Raw genomic sequence first — 17,678 nt, 5'->3', positions numbered from 1 at the left:
TTTATTCGAGGTTCTGAGCAGACAATGCGCGGTGGATCTCCCGCCGCACCAGTTTGCGCAGATTTCGCGTGATACGTTCCCCAAGAACACCCTGCAATTCCTGCCGGACCACATCGGCCACCAGTTCCCGCAATGCATCCTCGTCCAATGTGGGAACATCCAAATCGTCTAGATCATCGGCTTCAGGCTCTGCCCGTTCAGAATATGACGCCTGCGAAGATCGTACAAATGTCGCCGAGAAGCTTTCGTCTTCAGTTTCGCCAATCTGGTCGTCAAGTTGCTCGGATCCAGCCACGAACCCGCCTGCCCCATCCCAGCTCAGTGGGTTGACCTGCGTCCCCGAATAAGCGTCATCGCTGTTCCCGTCAGGCTCCCACTGGTCCTCGGTCCGGGCTATGGCGGCCTCAAGCGCCTCGATCTTTGCGCTCAGACTGCCCGCCAGATCGTCCGCGGCCTCTGCTTTGGGCCCGCCTTCCAACACTGATGTATTGGCAGGCTCACGCTCACCGTTTTTGATGATGTCGCTGGCGCTCAGCACCAGAGGTTTTGCGGTGCGTTCTGCTTCGCACCCGGGAACACCTTCCGGCGCTTCCTGCTTTCTTTCAACCCTGACGGGATCATCGACCCGTAGGGAATCGGTCAGAACCAGCCGGCTTGGCTTGCGTTTGGACGCCAGATCGGGAACCTTGCGGCTTTCTTCGCTGACCAGACGTTTGACCGAGGACAGGACGTCCTCGATCCCTGCTTTTACGACATTATCCGTCATTGTTCTCTACCGCTCTATCCTTACGGATAAGTGTAGCCAAACAATTCGAACCTCACAACCGATAGTATTGCCCGTCAGTCACGACGCAACGCTTTGAGGACGCGATCCAGGTCACGGCTTTGCTTGCTGACCCGTGCCGGAGCCTTTTTGACGAGGTTATAGTACAGCGTCGGATCATAAATCTGCACGGCCAGACCAAGGCGTTCTGCGGTCAGAAGGCCCTGGGCCTGCAACAAATCATAGGCTGCGCGGGTTCGCTCTGTGCGCGATCTGACTTCGGCGAGTTGCGCATCCAGTAGATCCTGCTGAGCGTTCAGAACATCCAACGTTGTCCGGGCCCCCAAGGTCGCTTCCTCACGGATACCATCGAAAGCAACCTGCGACGCACGAACCCGTTCGGTTGATGCTCTCAAGCTTGCGCTGGCCGCCTGAAAAGCCGCGTACTGGTTCGTTACGCCTTGCGTAATGTTCTTTTGAACATTCAGCAGATTGGCGCGCGACCCATCGCGTTGCGCCATGGCCCGACGGACGTTAGCTGCCAGTCGGCCACCGGCATAGATCGGCTGCCTGAAAGTTAGCGAGACACTGGCATCGTTGATGTAATCGCTGTTGTCATAGCGTTCTGTAACACCGGCGTCAGCATCTAGGGAAACGTTTGGGCCCAAGTTTGCCCGTTGTTGCTGCACGATGAGATCCAGCGCTCGCACCTGATGCTGCGCCGACAGAATCGCTGGATGGTTACGTTGCGCCAGGCTGATCGCTTCCGCTTCGGAGCGAGGCAGACTGGGCAAACTTGGCTGACCGGCTGTTCGTCCGGGAGCATTACCGACCGCATTTACATATTCAGCTTGCGCGATATCCAGATCGCCACGTGCAACGGCCAGATCGGCCTGTGAGCCAGCCAATTGAGCCTCGGACAGTGCCACGTCAGTCCGGGTGACTTCACCAACCTCGAAGCGATCATTTGATGCGCGAAGTTCCTCTGCCGAAACCTCGACGTTGTTCTGGCGAATGGCCACAGTTTCTTCCTGCAGCAACACATCCAGATAGGCACTTGCCGCCCGGCTCAGAACCCCCTGCTCGATATCAATCAGGCTCTGTCGGGTCGCCAGCACAGTTTCTTGAGCCGATTGTTTCCCTAAGATCGATGCACCGCCATCATACACGAGTTGGTTAAGCGTCAGCCCCGTGAAAAACCGAGAAGGTTCGTTGGTCGTGACCACATTATTGGTCCGTGCACGGGTGTAGTCCTGGCTTACCTGGACGGCCCAGTTGATGATCGGCCGCAGCGCTGACAGCGCAATGGCGACATCTTCGTCCGCCGCACGCAACAACGCCCTGTTCTGCTCAAGCAAACCGCTTGTATTGTACGCGCCGATGAACGCATCGGTCAGATTATCGGCCCAGACCGCGCGGCCGGGTATTGCGCTCAAGGCAATGGCGGTGGTCAAGGCCGCTGCCCTGACCAGTCTACCAGTTGGCGTACCACGCATAACCAAGTCCTCTCAAATCAAAATAACACTGCTCGTTGGGCAGTTTGCGCCTTTGTTTTCAACTAATCAAGGCAGCGAAATAATCTGCTTTCGGACTATAGCGAAAATGCACTTTCGGCCGAAAATGCCTTCAGAACCGGCGCGCTGGCATTGAACGCATGGCGCCAGGTGACACGTCCGCCGGATTTATAACCGATGCGCACCGCCCCCAGTTCACCCTCCATGAACAGGCAGGCAATCCGACCGTGATCCTTGAGTTGCGCCAGCAAGTCCTGCGGAACCTGTTCGACACCACCCTGCACCATGATCACGTCATACGGCCCATGTTCAACAGCCCCCTGTTCCAGAGGGCCGACATGCACGATGGCATTGTCGGCGTCAGCTTCCATCAAAAGCGTCTGCGCTTCGCCGGCCAGGCTTTCCTCTTCCTCGACAGCGACGACCAGTTGCGCCATGCGCGCGGCAACCGCAGTCGAGTACCCAAGCGCCGGAGCGATGTCCATCACCACCTCGTTGTTGGAAATGTTGAGCACATCCAGCATCTTGGCCAGCGTCCGCGGTTCGGTCATGTACCGCCCGTCGCCCAGATCGATCAGATCTTCGACATATGCGGCTTCGCGCTGTGCGTGCGGCACAAAATTCTCGCGTTTGACGCTGAGCATCGCATCGATGATGGGGAACTTGGTGACATCGGAAGGCCGGACCTGAGTATCGACCATCGTTTGGCGACGTTTTGCGAAGTCTGTCATTGGATCGCTCACTTGCTCTCTTGATTGTTTGGCTTGTGCCACATCCCTTGCCAGCCAGCAACGGCTCATGCACTGAATCTTGCCGATGATGCCCGGTTTGCACACAATGCGGGACTGCATTTCCAAAGCCTGATGCCAAAATTGCAATCAATCCTCTGGACGCCCCAGACGAAAGCTGTTAAAACGCCTCTCACACCACAGCAAGTAATTGATTTTACTTAAAAAGGCGAGTTGGCGGAGTGGTGACGCAGCGGATTGCAAATCCGTGTACACCGGTTCGATTCCGGTACTCGCCTCCATATCTCCCTGCCAACAACCGATAATTCTGACTGAGCGCGTTGTCACGAAGGTTCAATGCCGTTGCAGCGAGAATGGCTGGCTCAGGCCGCCGTCGCGCGTTGCGCCGTTACCCGATTGAACCAGCTGACGATCTCTTGCAGGTCAGGTGTGATTTCCTCAGCGGCGCCTCCTGTGAACTCCTGAAATTTCTCGTTGTTCAGGCCGTTGACACCGACCAGAACGGGAATATCCCGCGCCAGGGCTTCAGCGATGACAGGGCGGAAGCCGCGGCCGTCCGCCTCGTGTTTGCCGAACTTATTGATAATCAGAAGCTGCGGATTGTCGTCCAAAGAAGCAGTTACATATCCGACGGCCTGCTCCAGCGCGGCCGGGTCAAGACGGCAACCGCGCGCCTGGGTGCCCAGAGACTGGGAAATCCGAATGGTCTCACCCTCGGGCAACACCCGGACGTCCATGTCGCATTTGCTGCTGTCCGCGCATTCGGTGTTGGTCTGAACCACACCAGCCAGCCGCGCGTCAGCGTTCAGAAGATGCTCGGCCACAGCGCTCAGCAGGCGGTCGGTTGCGCCGCGATCGGTGGTGGTGACATAGGCCAGGTACATTCAGAGACCCTCTTCGTACAAATACATGACATTCCAGATAGCACGCATGTCTGTGCTCGGCCACACCTCGCGTCAAGGCAGAGGGGAAAGGCCAATCACAGGTGTGTGCAGGTGAAGCAGAACCGCAAATACGGCAAGCGCGACAAGACCGGACCATTTGCCCGGCCATGGGCGCGGTGCGCGTAGCGAGAAGCGCGCGGTATTGCGCGACAGACGCGTCCATTCGATACCCATCGCCCGCGCCTTGCGGCGGTCGATCAGCGCCATACCCATTACAGCGAAACCCGCGAATAGCCCGAAAAGGATGACATGGGACAGGCTGCCATTGGCCAGTAGGTGCGCGCCGGCCCACAACATCAACGCTGCCAAAACCGGATGGCGCGTTGTGCGCAGGATGCCCGGGTTCTCGGGGTCAAAGGCGCGGTGTCCCATCCCTCCGAACGAAAACGGGTTCTGGATCGACAGCCCCACTATGGCCAGCCAGCAGGCTATCGGCATGATCAGCAAAGGTATCCAGCGAAAAAGCGCAAAAGGCGGTATGACTTCAACATACGGCGCCCGCGCGGCCGCGACGACAAGCCAGCCCAGCACCAGCAGGGACAAGGCGGAATAGGTCGCGAAATACCGCCTGCGCCCCATCGTTTCGATCAACCTGCCACGCACGGCGGGACGAGCCGGGACAACGTGAGTCAGAAGGAAGGTGATCAGCGCTGCAAGGAAGAGGGCCCAACCGGTCATGATAAACTCCGAACATATTGCGCCCGGTTTTAGGCTGCGGCGCGGGGGTGGTCCTTGTCCGAAATCAAGTCGGGCGCAGGGGCAGATACGCTGCCCCTGCCCTTGTTCACAAGCCCAGTGCCTTGCGCCGTTCTTCGGCAAAGCCCTGCACCATGCGGTCGGCAATCAGCGCCAGGATGGCCATCGCGGCACCAGCCGAGATACCAAGCCCCACATCGGCCTGCCCCAGCGCCAGATAGATCGACTGGCCCAGACCGGTTGTCCCGATCAGCGCCGCAATCACCAGCATGGCAAATGCATAAAGGATGGTCTGGTTCAACCCCAGCAGGATGGTCGGCGCCGCGTAAGGCGCACGCACGTCACGCATGATCTGCCACTCGGTCGCGCCGCTTGAAATGGCGGCCTCCATCATCTCTTCCGGTGTATTGACCAGTCCGTGCCGCGTGTAACGGATCATCGGGACGATGGCATAGGCGCAGATCGCCAGAAAGGCAGAGAACTCGCCAATCTGAAACACCATCAGCACCGGGATCAGGAACACGAACAGCGGAATCGTCTGCAGCATGTCACAGATCGGGCGGACGATTTTCCACACCGGCTCCCATACCGCGCTGGCCAGACCGATCAGCCCGCCAACTACGGCGCAGGAAAACACCGCAGCACCGCTGAGGTAGAGCGACAGCAGCGCCCTTTCCCACAGGCCCGAGACGAGGATGGTGCAGAGCAGCCCCACCGACAGCGCTGCCAGACGCCAGCCGCCCGCAACCCAGCCAAGGGCGGCGGTTCCGGTCAGGACAAACGGCCAAGGCAGGTTGGCAATTCCGGTTTCCAGCATGCCAATCAGGATCAACACGACCAGTCCACCGGTCAGGTGCCCGCGCCACGCCATCAGCAGGGTGATACCAGCACCGGCGGCGAACAGGCCGTAACTCATCCCGGGTGTCCACTGGAACCCCCAGGTAAACGGCAGAACCGCCTGATCAAGACCGATCCGCAACGGCAACAGAACATAGAACAGCGAGTTGTTCTTGAGCGCATCCAGCCACGGTCCGTTCGCCTGCGTGAACGCCGTCAGACCACTGTCGACCGCTTCGGCCATGGGGTCCAGAAGCGTCAGTTCGGACGGGTTCGGCAGCCATGCCCAAAAGGCGGCCGTGAACAGCACGGTAAAGCCCAGGACAGCCCAAACGACGCGTTGGTCATAACGCTTGCGCTCGGTCGCCAGAGTGCCGCTCATCCGGTCGATCACCACGGCGAAAACCACAATCACCAGACCGGCCAGCAGGGATTCACCGAACTGCGCCTTGCGCATGGTCAGCAGAACCTCCCAGCCGATATCGTTGAATCCGCCGATGACTGCGGCGATGATCACCATCGACAGCGCCGCCATCAGACATTGGTTGACACCAACCATGATCTGCGTCGCGGCGGCGGGGATTTCCACCTGAAACAGTTGCTGAGACCGGGTGCCGCCGGACATGATGGCAGCCTCTTTGATTTCGGGCTCGACCCTTTCGAGGCCCAGCATCACGTTTCGCGCCATCGGCGGCGCGGCGTAGATTGCCGAGGCGATCAGACCAACAACGGGGCCGAAACCAAAGAGCAGCAGCAGCGGCGTCAGATAGGCAAAAGTCGGCACAGTCTGCATCACGTCCAGCACCGCCTGCACAAAGGATTTTACCTTTGGCACCTCATTCGCGAGGATACCGATCGCTCCGCCAACGATCAGCGCGACCGGCACCGAGACAGCGACCAGCGCCAGGGTGTTCATGCTCTCGGCCCAGTAGCCTGAGGCCAGCACGAAGGTGAGGCCGAAGAACCCCAACGCCGCCATCGGCAAGCCGCCGAGATACCAGCCCAATGCCGTGACAAGACCGATGAGGATCGGCCACGGGGTATTGGCAAGCACATAGTTGGCCGCATTCATAGGATAGGTCATCAGATCGGAAAACAACCGCATGGCGGGTTTGATACCGTTCAGGAACCAGTCCAGGAACGCGCCCACCCATTGGGTCGCAGGCAGTTCCCACGCGGTGGGCCATTTCACCAGCCACGGGGCGACGCCTTCCAGTGCAAGACACACGGCACCGACGATCACGGTGATCAGGGCCGCCTGCGCGCCTGCAGTCAGCCGCGCCCGATGCGCAGAAATATCCGTAGCTGCAGTCATGTGTCATCCACCTGAAGCGCGGCAGCCAGATCCGACGGGTGGACACTACCGACGATGTTGCCTGCCTCGTCACGCACAGGCACCGGTTCGTACAGTTCCATGCAATGTGCAAGGGCGGCGTCCAGCGTCATCGCCGTGGTCAGTCCCGGATCATCCGGCCCACACTCACTTTCGCCTCCGCGCATGACCGAGGCGACCTTGGCGTGCTGGCCCTTGGCCACATCTTTCGAGAATTCGCGCACGTAGTCGTCGACCGGGCGCAGCACGATATCCGTGGGCGTTCCGATCTGAACGATCTTGCCATCGCGCATGATCGCTATCCGGTCGGCCAGCTTCAGCGCCTCTTGAATGTCGTGCGTGATGAAGACGATGGATTTCTTCAGCGTCGCCTGAATGCGCAGGAACTCATCCTGCAACTGGCGGCGGATAAGGGGGTCGAGGGCCGAAAACGGCTCGTCCAGAAACCAGATATCGGGATTCACGGCCAATGACCGTGCGATGCCAACACGCTGGCGCTGACCGCCCGAAAGCTGGCGTGGGAAACTGTCTTCGCGGCCTTCCAATCCGACCAGCGATATTACTTCCTGCGCGCGGGCCAGACGTTCCTTTTTGCCAACGCCCTGAACACGCAGCGGGTAGGCCACATTTTCGGCAACAGTCATGTGCGGGAACAGACCAAAATGCTGGAACACCATGCCCAGCTTCTTGCGGCGCAACTCGGTCAGCGTCTTCTTTGATGCGCCAATGACATTTTCGCCGTCCACATGGATTTCTCCGCCCGTTCCGGGCAGCAACTGCGAGATACACCGGATCAACGTGGACTTGCCCGACCCCGAGAGCCCCATGATAACGAAAAGCTCGCCCTCCTGGACTTCGAAATTCGCGTCCTGAACGGCCGGAATTAACCCGTTTTCGCGCAGATCGGCGGCGGCTTTTTCAGAGTCGTTCCCTGACCGAGACAGCGCGTCGGTCAGGGCTTTTTCAGCACCAGGGCCAAAGACCTGCCAGAGATTCCGGCAGGCGATGGCTGGCGTGTTTGCGTCAGTCACTTATGCGGCTCACTTGGTTGCCGCGTCGACGACCGGACGCCATTTGCCTTCGTTCTCGGCCATCCAAGCAGCGACAACTTCTTCGACCGAGCCGCCATCAACGTCGATTGCACCCATCATCGGCTGCTGGTCTTCGACCGCCAGTTGGTAGTTGGTCAGGATCTCGTATGCGGCCGGCCATTTCTCCTCCATGCCGCTCCAACCGGCTTTGAAGATGCGCGAAGGCGAGAAGTCGCAGTCATTCACCGCGTTCGGGTTCGGACCCCAGGCCGGATCGTTGAAGCAAGCCTCTTCTCCCGCAGGCAGGTCAACGAATTGCACGTCATAGGCCGACATCGCCCAGTGCGGCTGCCAAAATGTGATCAGCAGCGGCGACTTGCGTTCAGTCGAAGCGCGCAGTTCCGCGATCAGAGCACCTTCCGAGCCCGCAGGAACCGCTTTGAAAGGCAGCTCAAGACCCGTCATACGATCGGCGCCGGGTGTACCCCAGTCTGCAGGATAGTCGACCAGACGCCCGCCGGGCAGTGTCTCGGCCGTGGCAAAGACCTGCGCGCAGTCTTTCAGCGCTTCCCAAGCAGGCAGGCCGGGGCACAGATCGGCCACATGGGCCGGGTATGCGATACCTTCTTTGGCATCCAGCCCAAGATCGCCGATTTCGACCACGGTGCCTTCGTCGATTTTCTTGGCATATTCGTCCGACACGTTAGACGACCAGATTTCCAGCGTTGCGTCGATGTCGCCATCGGCCAGCGCCTGGAACTGGTTCATCATGCCCGCTGTGACGTATTCAACGTTATATCCTGCGGCCTTCAGCATCTCGCCCGCGACATGCGTTGTAACGTGCTGACCGGTCCATTCGTTGATTGCCAGCTTGATCGGCTCGTCCACGGCGCCCATATCCGCCGCCTTTGCCGATCCCGCGACCGCAAGGGCCAAAAGGCTTACACTCAGTTTTTTCATGATTTTTCTCCCTGTCTTCTTTGTTTTGCCCACCCGACGCGTTTTTACGCCGGCTGACTTGTCTGGTGACAATACCATGTCGCAACATGCACAAATTTAGCCGGAAAAGGAAAGTGAACACTGACACCAGAGCTAAGCTAATTTCACTTTTTTGGCGCGATTTCCCCCACCCGCTTTGCAACGCAACTGCACCGTCCTGGCTTGTTGCTGAGGTTTGCCAGGGCACCGGACATTGATTGACGAGTCAATCACAAACCCGAATCCCCTGTTTTGTCGAGCATTTCTTTGCAAAACCGTCTAAATTTCTGCATTTCGCAATAGTCGCGATCTATTGAATCCGGCCAACCGGGCGCAACTTGCCCCCTTGCCAGAAAGGAACAAAAAGGAAACACTAGCGCCGGAGGAACCGAATGATGCGCCATTTTGACGAAATCTACAGCATTGCCGCCGGCCGGCATGGCGGCCCTGACAGGCTGGAGGAAAAGCTGAGCAAACCCAAAAGCACCGCTGAGCTGGCCGCCATGCCGGACGACCGCTGGTTGTCGACAATAACAAAAACCATTTTTCAGGCGGGATTCAGCTGGAAAGTCATCGAATCCAAGTGGGATGGGTTCGAAACGGCATTTGACGGATTTGATGTCGGGCGGTGCGCCTTCATGGACGACGAAAAGTTCGACAGCCTGCTGCAGGACACGCGTATCGTGCGCAACGGAACAAAGATCGCCGCCGTTCGGGACAACGCCGCGTTTCTGCTGGGACTGCGTGAAGAAGGCGGAGCGGGTCAGGTTCTGGGCGGCTGGCCTTCGCACGACTACATTGGCCTGCTGGCCATGCTGGCCAAACGCGGGGCGCGCCTTGGAGGGGCTTCGGCTCAATATGCAATGCGGTTTGCCGGGCGTGACAGTTTTATATTGTCACAGGACGTCACCGCGCGGCTGATCGCCGAGGGCATCATTGATAGGCCCGCTACGTCGAAAAAGGCAATGGCCGCAGTACAGCAGGCTTTCAACACATGGATGGAGCAATCCGGCCGATCGTTGACAGAAATCAGCCGTGTTCTGGCGATGAGCCTCTAAAATCACCTTGCAGGCGGAATGCGTCGTACTAGGCTGCAAGGCATGATCACTCGCGTTATGCTAGTCGCCCTGTTTCTGCTTGCGTCCTGCAGCCGCCCGCTGACAGAGACCGAACGCGCGTTCACCGACACCATTCAGGGCAAAAGCCTGAACATTGATCGCGTCAGACTTGTCGATGGCGCGCCCGTGCTGCCCATTACATACTACCGCGAGGCGCGACCGCGTCTGGCCTGCCGGGATCGCATTCTGCCACCAGCCGAAGAGGGGCTTGTCACCAGCACCCCTGCCGCAGTGGCCCTGTTCAACCGGGTCTATTTCTCGCGTGACTGGTATCTTGAGAATTACATGTCCGGATTTCCGGACGAAATGAACCTGATAGCCGCAATGCTGCTGGCGCATGAACTGACCCATGTCTGGCAGTGGCAGAACCGCGAAACCACCGGGTATCATCCATTACGCGCAGCGGCAGAACATGGCGGACGCAAGGATCCCTATTTGTTCGACCTCGAAACTTCGCCTGACTTCCTTTCTTACGGGTTCGAACAACAGGGCGCGATCGTCGAGGAATATGTGTGCTGCCGGGCGCTGGATCCCCAGGCGGCCCGCACGCAGCGTCTGCACGACATGCTGGGTGTGCACTTCGACCTGTCACCGCTGCCCGAGAAGGGGCGCGAGCGCGACGTCGCCCTGCCGTGGCGGGGCGCGGAAATCAACGGCATTTGCAGCTGATCACCATCACTTTTGCAGCGTTTCCAGATAGGCGACCAGATCGACAATTGGCTGGCTCGTCAGAATCGGCTGGCCATCATGCGTTTTGATCGCCGTGTCCTGCCCTTCGAAGAACGGCCCATACACAGGCATCGGGCTGCCGTGCGAGACCAGAGGATCGCGTCCGTCGATCCGTGCCACAACTCTTGCCCGTGGAAACACCCCATTTGCATCCGCCAATTTGGTCAGGTCAGTGGGCTGAATAACCAAGACACCGGCCATCGGACCCTGACCCGTTGCTTCGATCCCGTGACAGGTGGCGCAGTGGCGCAGGTACAAATGGCCACCATTTTCGGCATCCTGTGCTGGCGCTTGTGATGCCAGAAAGACGGCTGTCAGAAATGTGACCCGGGCGGCGGACATTTTCATCGTAATCTCCTGTCAGGATTGGCAATTGCAGGCTTGCCCGTTCTGCGGCTAGGGGCAATGATCCAGATCAACGCAACAAGGGCAAAGGATCGGGCAATGACACAATACGCAGCCATCATGCTGGCAGCCGGAGTCGGCGTGCCTCTGCTGGCGGGTCTGAATGCGGCCTTGGGTAAACTGATCGGGTCGCCGACCACGGCGGCAGTGGTTCTGTTCGCCGTTGCCCTGACCGCTTCGGCGCTGGTCATGTTGGTGTTTCCCGGCTTCGACGCGCTTTCAAAAATTTCAGAAGCCCCGAAACACCTGTTCCTCGGCGGCGTTCTGGTCGCCTTTTATGTGTTGTCCATCACCCACGTGGCCCCGCATTTTGGCGTCGGTAACGCAGTGTTCTTTGTCCTGCTGGGCCAGTTGATCAGTGCAGCCGCCATTGACCATTTTGGTCTGTTTGGCGCCCAGATCACACCCCTAACCTGGATGCGGGCGGGCGGGATTGCTGTTATGGCAGTTGGCGTCGCCATCACTCAACTGGCTTGAGAACACCGCCGTCCAACCGCACGATCCGGTCCATCCGCGCGGCCAGATCCGGGTTGTGAGTGGCGATCAACGCCGAAAGCCCCTCACCCCGCACAAGTGACATCAGCGCATCGAAAACCTGATCCGAGGTCTCAGGGTCCAGATTGCCGGTCGGTTCATCCGCCAGCAAAACGCGCGGCGCATTGGCCAGCGCCCGGCAGAATGCAACGCGCTGTTGCTCTCCTCCTGACAGGGCCGCCGGGCGATGATCGGCGCGGGACGCAACCCCAACCCGCCCCAGCAGTGACATAGCCCGTTCACGGGCAGCTTTTTCGGATACGCCATTGGCCAGTTGCGGAAGGGTTATATTCTCAAGCGCCGTGAATTCCGGCAGCAGATGGTGGAACTGATAGACAAATCCCACATCGCGCCGCCGCAATGCTGTGCGGGTACGGTCGCCTTTGCCCGAGGCATCCTGACCCGCAATTTCAACCGATCCGGCATCGGGGGCATCAAGAAGCCCGGCAATGTGCAGAAGCGTCGACTTTCCGGCACCCGACGGTGCCACCAGCGCCACAGCCTCACCCGCGCGAAGTTCCAGATCTGCACCGCGCAGAACCTGAACCTCGCCCGGAGTGCCCCTCAGATAGGTCTTGGTCAGACCGTTCAGCCGCATCGTCACATCATTCATAGCGCAGCGCCTCAACCGGGTTCAGCCGCGCCGCACGACGAGCAGGGAAATAGGTGACAAGAAAGGACAGACCCAACGAAAGCGCGACTGCCTTGAGCACATCGGTCAGGTGCAATTCGGCGGGCAAAGCGTAGATGCCGCGAATGGACGGATCCCAGACACCGCCTCCCATGACGTAGTTCACGAAGGAAAAGATCGGATCGATATAGATGGCGAACAGGCACCCAAGGACCACGCCCATCACCGTTCCGATGATGCCGGTAAATGCGCCGCAAATGAAAAACACCCGCAGAACGGACCCTTCACTCAGACCGATGGTGCGCAGGATGCCGATGTCCCGCCCCTTGTTCTTGACCAGCATGATCAGGCCGGAGACGATATTCATCGCCGCGATCAGCACCAGGATCGACAGGATGATGAACATCACGTTGTCCTCTACCTCGAGCGCGCGCAAGAACCCGCCCGAAGCGTCCTGCCATGTCCAGATCTGGCTGCGTTCGCCTGCGGCTTCGAGTATCGGTATCAGGATCGGGTTGAGAGTCTCGGGCTGCGTTACCATTACCTCGATCTCGTCCGCGACACCTTCGCGGTTGAAAAAGCTCTGCGCCCTGTCAAACGGCATGTAGACCCTGGTCCGGTCAATATCGTAGCGGCCGGCCGAAAAGACATAGACCACGCGGTAAGCATTCACCCGCGGCGACGTGCCAAAGGCGGTTTTGACCCCGTTGGGCGAGGTCAGCTTGATCGTATCGCCGACTGTCGCCCCGATGCTGCGGGCAACACCCGAACCCAGGGCAACTACTTCTTCACCGTCCTGAAACCCGGACAGATCACCAATGGCTTGTTCACTTTCAGCAATACCCGGCAAATCCCGCAGGTCGTCGGGGCGAATGCCAAAGACCTCGACCCCGCTGCTGCGGTCGCGGTTGGTGATCAGCACTTGTCCCTTGACCAACGGCGCGGCCCGCTCGACCCCGTCAACCTGCGCGATACGCGCGGCCATGCGGTCAAAGTCCGCAATCGTCCTGTCCACGCTGCCCTGCTGACCCACCTGGCCAGCCGAATAGACGGTGACATGCGCGTTGGCTCCCAAAATGGTACCGACAAACTCGGACCGGAACCCGGACCGCACCGCCAGGGTCGCGATCAGGGCAAACACGGCCAGGGTGATCCCGATCAGGGAAATCCAGGTCATCACGCTGACGCCGCCTTCGGCGCGACGAGCGCGCAGATAACGCCAGGCGATTTTCCATTCAAAAGGGGCAAAGGGCGGGGGTGTGGTGGCCATGCCTGCTCCGGTTTTTCTGTTTGCGGCGACCCTTTCGGCATTTGCCCGGATGGTCAAGCGACTTGTCACCGCCAGTGTCTTTGCTAGCCGGAAAGGGCCGAAGTTTGATCCAATACAGCCTTTGTTCTGGCCGGGTCGCTGATGCCGCGGCTTTCCAATGCCTTGAATACCCGTTCGCGCAGATCTTCGGGCAGTTTCGAAACCGCCCGATTGTGCAATCCAAGGCTGAGTGACTGCGGATAGTCCAGTCGTGACACCTGCGCGCTCAGAACGTCCTGCGAATAGGTGGGCCACATACCGACGCTGTTGTTTTCAATCGGCTGAAACCAAGGTACGTAACCTTCAGGTGAGCCCATACAAAACGCGTTAAGTAGCATGAACTCGGAAGGCCGCCGCCGCGACGCAAAGAGAGCCTGCACCGAACCGTAACGCGCATTGATTTCGTCCAGCAGCGCCAAAACAAGCGATCTTCGGACCGGGAACGGTGTCGCAAAGTTCGTTGTTTCAAGATCGGTAGTACCGGGTTTGTTAACCCCAAGCGCCTCCAAACTCTCAGACAACCAATTGCGGTGAAAATCGCTTTGAACCGGAATGAACGGGATTTGGGCGGCGCCATCCTGTGAAAAGAACTCAGATTGCTCGAAAGCGCGCAAAAACAGGTTCTTGGTATCCAGGATAACGATATTCTCGGCATCTACCACGCGTGCGGCACCCAGTTTCAGCACCTGCTGAGCGCGATACCCGTTGTTGCCCCGCCACCCGCCTTTTCGGGCGAACGGAATCCGGAAACGGTTCTCGATCAGGACCCGGTCACGCCAGGGCCGTTCTGAACAATGCCCGGTGCCCAGCAATACGTCGTCGCCGCTTAGCACCTTAACCTTGGGCAGCAACGGACCATAAGACGGCAGGATTGGATCGATCTTCTGTCTGAGCGACGCCTCGTCAATGTCGTTCATGATAACATGGATCGATGCGACACTTCGGGGGTCAACGAACCGGGCAAATGACAGCGCCTGCAATTCCAGCAAGGGATAGTCCTTGGAATACACAACCGTTGCAAAACTCAGCACGTCCGTATCCCCCGTCTGAACCAGACTGATTTACCACTCTGATATCTTGTGTCCAGCCCGGCAATTGCAATGCCGGAACGAATCAAACGCGGTCGGTCCGTCTGGAAGGGCTCGGGCTTAAGGCGACAGAGTAACAAGCGGGCTATACCAATAGTTGTGACATCCTTCACAGACAGCGCTGAATTGTTTCACCTATGATATCAATGCGGGCATTGCGTGAATTATTGAACTCAAAATGCAACATTTTCAGAGTAATTTTATTTCAAATTTTGATTATTCTGAGAAATTTTGACACCCTGTAATGGGGGAACACATTTCAGAGCGGGGGTCGCTCATGTTAATTAAGCGGAAGACTGAGGTGTCGGGTTCTATTGTGGCCCGAACGGCATCCACAGAACTCGATTGCGAAACAGCGGCTCTGCTGCGCGCAGCAATCCGCCCGTTATTCGCCAGCGCGGCAAGCTGGGGTAGCCTGGCTGACATCCTGAAAGACAAGGGATACAGGCTGGCATTCCGAAAGGGCCGCCTGTGCATCACCGACAGAACATCCGGCGAGCGGGTCTGTGGACTGCGTTTTCTTGGGTTCGAATTCAAGGATCTGGTGCGTAAGCTTGGGCGTCCGATTGTCGTCGCCCATGGCGGGCAGGCAGATGGAGAAGTTCTTGCGGCACGCCCATCCCGGAACGGCACTTGAATTAAGAAACTAGAACTTTCGCCAAAACTGCACCGAACGGCGCAGGGTCTTAAACAGGCAATGGCGCGCGGCCAGTTTGATCGCCTCGGGCGTATCAGGTCGACGCAGAACTTCAAGCATCAGGTTGGCCGGCATGTGTCCGCGCCGATAGTATCCAAAGAAATCCTGCTGCGTCAGCCCATGGGCCGTCTTGAAATCCGCGTAGTATTGCATCCAGACACGGGTATAGTCCTGCCCTGTTGCCTCATCGTCGCTGGTCACACCTCTTTCCCAGAACAACGAGACCGGATCATCCATCCGCTCACCCTGATAGCCGCCACCGACCAGGCGCAGCATCAGGTCGTAATCGGCGGCAACGCGAAACTGCGTGTCATGTCCGCCCAGTGCAAGAAAGACATCCCGTTTTATGAAAACCGAGTTATGGCAGAACGGCATCCGCTGCAGGACCGCCGTAAGTGACATCCGTTTCTCCCGGCTTTCCGATCCGTCCGCGTGTTTGCGCAGTGTCGACCCGAACAGGAAATCGGGCGCGGTTGCCTCAAGCCGATCCGCCGCCATGTTAAGCACATCATCTGACGCCAGGGCGTCGTCCGAGTTCAGGAACAGCAGATACGTTCCGCGCGCGGCCTGTGCCCCCTTGTTCATCGCATCGTACAGACCGGCATCCGGTGCACTGATCACGCGTGTACGCAGGGCGTCTGCCGTCGCCTCATTCAAAAACGCAGTGGTTCCATCCGACGAAGCGCCATCCTGAATGACGTGCTCGGCCCGAACGCAGTTCTGCCGCGCCATGCATTCGATGACGCCCAGAAAACTGTCCTGCCGCCCTTGGGACAGCAGGTTGTAAGTCGCCGTGATCACCGAGATCAGCGGCGTGTCGGTCTGCTCAGGCGATCTGCTCATAAATCCCGGCGATCTTGGTGACCGCGGCCTCGGGGCTCAGTTCCTCACTTTCGCCGGTGCGACGGCTGGTCAGTTCGACCACACCGTTCTTCAGGCCGCGCGGACCGACAGTGATGCGCCACGGCAGGCCGATCAGGTCCATGGTTGCGAATTTGCCCCCTGCCCGCTCGTTGCGGTCATCATAAAGCGGCTCAAGCCCCAGCGCGGTCAGTGCCTTGTAGATCCTTTCGCAAGCCGTATCCGCTTCTTCATCACCCTGTTTCAGGTTGACGATACCGCAATGGAACGGGGTCACGCCCTCCGGCCAGATGATGCCCTTGTCGTCATGGCTGGCTTCGATGATCGCGCCGATCAGGCGGCTGACACCGATGCCGTGGCTGCCCATGTGGACCGGAACCGGCTTGCCGTCGGGGCCTTGCACGGTTGCACCCAGCGGTTCGGAATACTTGGTGCCGAAATAGAAGATCTGGCCGACCTCGATTCCGCGCGCGACGCGGCGGCGCTCTTCCGGGATCTGGTTGAACAGCGCCTCGTCATGGGTTTCGTCGGTGCGCGCGTATTTCGAGGTGAACTCCTCGAGGATCGCCTGACACTGCTCGCGGTTGTCATAATCGATCACGCGGTCGCCAAAGGTCAGATCGGTGACGGCGCTGTCATAGAAGACCTCGGATTCGCCGGTATCGGCCAGAACAAGGAACTCATGCGTGTCGTCACCACCGATGGGGCCGGAATCGGCACGCATTGGGATGGCTTGCAGCCCCATACGCTCGTAAGTGCGCAGGTAGCTGACCAGATGGCGGTTATATGCGTGCAGCGCGTCTTCCTTGTTCAGGTCGAAATTGTAGCCGTCCTTCATGTAGAATTCACGACCACGCATCACGCCGAAACGGGGGCGGATTTCATCGCGGAATTTCCACTGAATCTGATAGAGGGTCAGCGGCAGATCCTTGTAGCTGCTGACATGGCCACGGAAGATGTCGGTCACCAGTTCCTCAGCCGTCGGCGTATACAACATGTCGCGCCCGTGACGGTCCTGCATTCGCAGCATTTCCTGACCGTAATCGTCGTAACGTCCGGATTCGCGCCACAGGTCCGCGGATTGCAAAATAGGCATCTGGATGGCGATGTGACCCGCCCGCGCCTGTTCCTCGTGCACGATGTTTTCCAACTTGCGCAGAACTTTGAAACCCAACGGCAGCCACGAATAAATCCCGGCCGCGGCCTGTTTGATCATCCCGGCGCGCAGCATCAGCCGGTGGCTGACGATCTGGGCCTCCGAGGGGGTTTCCTTGAGAACGGGCAGAAAGTAACGGCTGAGGCGCATTGTATGACCTTCAAAGGTGAGAATTCGACTTCAAAGCTGCTTATTGCAAAGCCCCGCCGGGGGCAATCGGCCATTGGCGATTTTGCGACCTCGGAGCAGTCGGTTTTTTGATTGACCCGCCAGTCAGCATTCAAGATGGTAGCGGGAACATTTTC

The 17,678-nt window shown here is 58.7% G+C and carries 18 protein-coding genes and 1 tRNA gene; 5 read left to right on the top strand and 14 right to left on the bottom strand.

Features of this window, described 5'->3' with window-relative positions; genetic code table 11:
- Window position 1 precedes the first annotated feature (1 nt).
- From ACR0MI_RS00530 to ACR0MI_RS00520, 3 genes are all read right to left on the bottom strand, one after another.
- Window positions 2–766: a hypothetical protein gene (locus tag ACR0MI_RS00530; RefSeq protein WP_170816621.1), complete on the bottom strand. Its 765-nt coding sequence runs from the start codon at window positions 764–766 to the stop codon at window positions 2–4.
- A gap of 74 nt (window positions 767–840) precedes the next feature.
- On the bottom strand, window positions 841–2,259 hold the full coding sequence (locus tag ACR0MI_RS00525) for a TolC family outer membrane protein (protein ID WP_170816622.1): 1,419 nt from the start codon (window positions 2,257–2,259) through the stop codon (window positions 841–843).
- A gap of 95 nt (window positions 2,260–2,354) precedes the next feature.
- Complete coding sequence (locus tag ACR0MI_RS00520) at window positions 2,355–3,008, bottom strand: protein-L-isoaspartate O-methyltransferase family protein (RefSeq protein WP_170816623.1); 654 nt, start codon at window positions 3,006–3,008, stop codon at window positions 2,355–2,357.
- A gap of 225 nt (window positions 3,009–3,233) precedes the next feature.
- Here ACR0MI_RS00520 and ACR0MI_RS00515 point away from each other — a divergent pair.
- Window positions 3,234–3,307 (top strand) — tRNA-Cys (locus ACR0MI_RS00515).
- A gap of 81 nt (window positions 3,308–3,388) precedes the next feature.
- Here the strand turns inward: ACR0MI_RS00515 and ACR0MI_RS00510 are convergent.
- The 5 genes from ACR0MI_RS00510 to ACR0MI_RS00490 form a co-directional block, all read right to left on the bottom strand.
- A complete protein-coding gene (locus tag ACR0MI_RS00510) occupies window positions 3,389–3,910 on the bottom strand; it encodes a DUF2478 domain-containing protein (protein ID WP_170816646.1) in 522 nt (173 codons plus the stop codon).
- 72 nt (window positions 3,911–3,982) lie between these two features.
- On the bottom strand, window positions 3,983–4,648 hold the full coding sequence (locus ACR0MI_RS00505) for an NnrU family protein (RefSeq protein WP_170609987.1): 666 nt from the start codon (window positions 4,646–4,648) through the stop codon (window positions 3,983–3,985).
- Window positions 4,649–4,754: 106 nt separating this feature from the next.
- The gene (locus tag ACR0MI_RS00500) at window positions 4,755–6,818 is read right to left on the bottom strand and encodes an ABC transporter permease subunit (RefSeq protein ID WP_170609985.1); all 2,064 of its coding nucleotides are present in this window, start codon (window positions 6,816–6,818) and stop codon (window positions 4,755–4,757) included.
- Window positions 6,815–7,867 (bottom strand): betaine/proline/choline family ABC transporter ATP-binding protein, encoded by a 1,053-nt coding sequence (locus ACR0MI_RS00495; RefSeq protein ID WP_170609983.1) that lies wholly within the window; start codon window positions 7,865–7,867, stop codon window positions 6,815–6,817. Before ACR0MI_RS00495 ends, ACR0MI_RS00500 begins: the two co-directional genes overlap by 4 nt.
- A gap of 9 nt (window positions 7,868–7,876) precedes the next feature.
- A complete protein-coding gene (locus ACR0MI_RS00490; RefSeq protein WP_170816647.1) occupies window positions 7,877–8,827 on the bottom strand; it encodes an ABC transporter substrate-binding protein in 951 nt (316 codons plus the stop codon).
- Between the two features lie 413 nt (window positions 8,828–9,240).
- On the opposite strand from ACR0MI_RS00490, the gene ACR0MI_RS00485 reads away from it, so the two are divergent.
- Both ACR0MI_RS00485 and ACR0MI_RS00480 read left to right on the top strand, forming a co-directional pair.
- Window positions 9,241–9,903, top strand: a complete 663-nt coding sequence (locus ACR0MI_RS00485) for a DNA-3-methyladenine glycosylase I (protein ID WP_170610910.1) — start codon at window positions 9,241–9,243, stop codon at window positions 9,901–9,903.
- Window positions 9,904–9,945: 42 nt separating this feature from the next.
- Entirely contained in the window at window positions 9,946–10,632 is a 687-nt protein-coding gene (locus ACR0MI_RS00480; protein ID WP_170609979.1) for a hypothetical protein, read from the top strand.
- A gap of 6 nt (window positions 10,633–10,638) precedes the next feature.
- On the opposite strand, the gene ACR0MI_RS00475 is transcribed toward ACR0MI_RS00480, so the two are convergent.
- Entirely contained in the window at window positions 10,639–11,040 is a 402-nt protein-coding gene (locus tag ACR0MI_RS00475) for a c-type cytochrome (RefSeq protein ID WP_170609977.1), read from the bottom strand.
- A 96-nt stretch (window positions 11,041–11,136) separates the two neighbouring features.
- Between ACR0MI_RS00475 and ACR0MI_RS00470 the strand changes: the two genes are divergently transcribed.
- Complete coding sequence (locus ACR0MI_RS00470) at window positions 11,137–11,574, top strand: DMT family transporter (protein WP_170609975.1); 438 nt, start codon at window positions 11,137–11,139, stop codon at window positions 11,572–11,574.
- Here ACR0MI_RS00470 and ACR0MI_RS00465 read toward each other — a convergent pair.
- The 3 genes from ACR0MI_RS00465 to ACR0MI_RS00455 form a co-directional block, all read right to left on the bottom strand.
- Window positions 11,558–12,244: an ABC transporter ATP-binding protein gene (locus ACR0MI_RS00465; protein ID WP_170609973.1), complete on the bottom strand. Its 687-nt coding sequence runs from the start codon at window positions 12,242–12,244 to the stop codon at window positions 11,558–11,560. The two genes, ACR0MI_RS00470 and ACR0MI_RS00465, sit on opposite strands and share 17 nt — an antisense overlap.
- Complete coding sequence (locus ACR0MI_RS00460; protein ID WP_170609971.1) at window positions 12,237–13,532, bottom strand: lipoprotein-releasing ABC transporter permease subunit; 1,296 nt, start codon at window positions 13,530–13,532, stop codon at window positions 12,237–12,239. The genes ACR0MI_RS00465 and ACR0MI_RS00460 overlap by 8 nt, the downstream gene beginning before the upstream one ends.
- A gap of 83 nt (window positions 13,533–13,615) precedes the next feature.
- Window positions 13,616–14,602 (bottom strand): DUF6492 family protein, encoded by a 987-nt coding sequence (locus tag ACR0MI_RS00455; protein ID WP_170609969.1) that lies wholly within the window; start codon window positions 14,600–14,602, stop codon window positions 13,616–13,618.
- Between the two features lie 358 nt (window positions 14,603–14,960).
- On the opposite strand from ACR0MI_RS00455, the gene ACR0MI_RS00450 reads away from it, so the two are divergent.
- Complete coding sequence (locus ACR0MI_RS00450; protein ID WP_321252154.1) at window positions 14,961–15,296, top strand: hypothetical protein; 336 nt, start codon at window positions 14,961–14,963, stop codon at window positions 15,294–15,296.
- 9 nt (window positions 15,297–15,305) lie between these two features.
- Here the strand turns inward: ACR0MI_RS00450 and ACR0MI_RS00445 are convergent, their stop codons facing one another.
- Window positions 15,306–16,199: a glycosyltransferase family 2 protein gene (locus tag ACR0MI_RS00445; protein WP_170816648.1), complete on the bottom strand. Its 894-nt coding sequence runs from the start codon at window positions 16,197–16,199 to the stop codon at window positions 15,306–15,308.
- Entirely contained in the window at window positions 16,183–17,523 is a 1,341-nt protein-coding gene (gene proS, locus ACR0MI_RS00440) for a proline--tRNA ligase (RefSeq protein ID WP_170816649.1), read from the bottom strand. Before proS ends, ACR0MI_RS00445 begins: the two co-directional genes overlap by 17 nt.
- Window positions 17,524–17,678 lie beyond the last annotated feature (155 nt).

This window comes from Ruegeria sp. D4 (assembly GCF_056534475.1).
The sequence above is the reverse complement of the archived record's forward strand: the minus strand, read 5'-3'. Positions and strand labels throughout refer to the sequence as shown.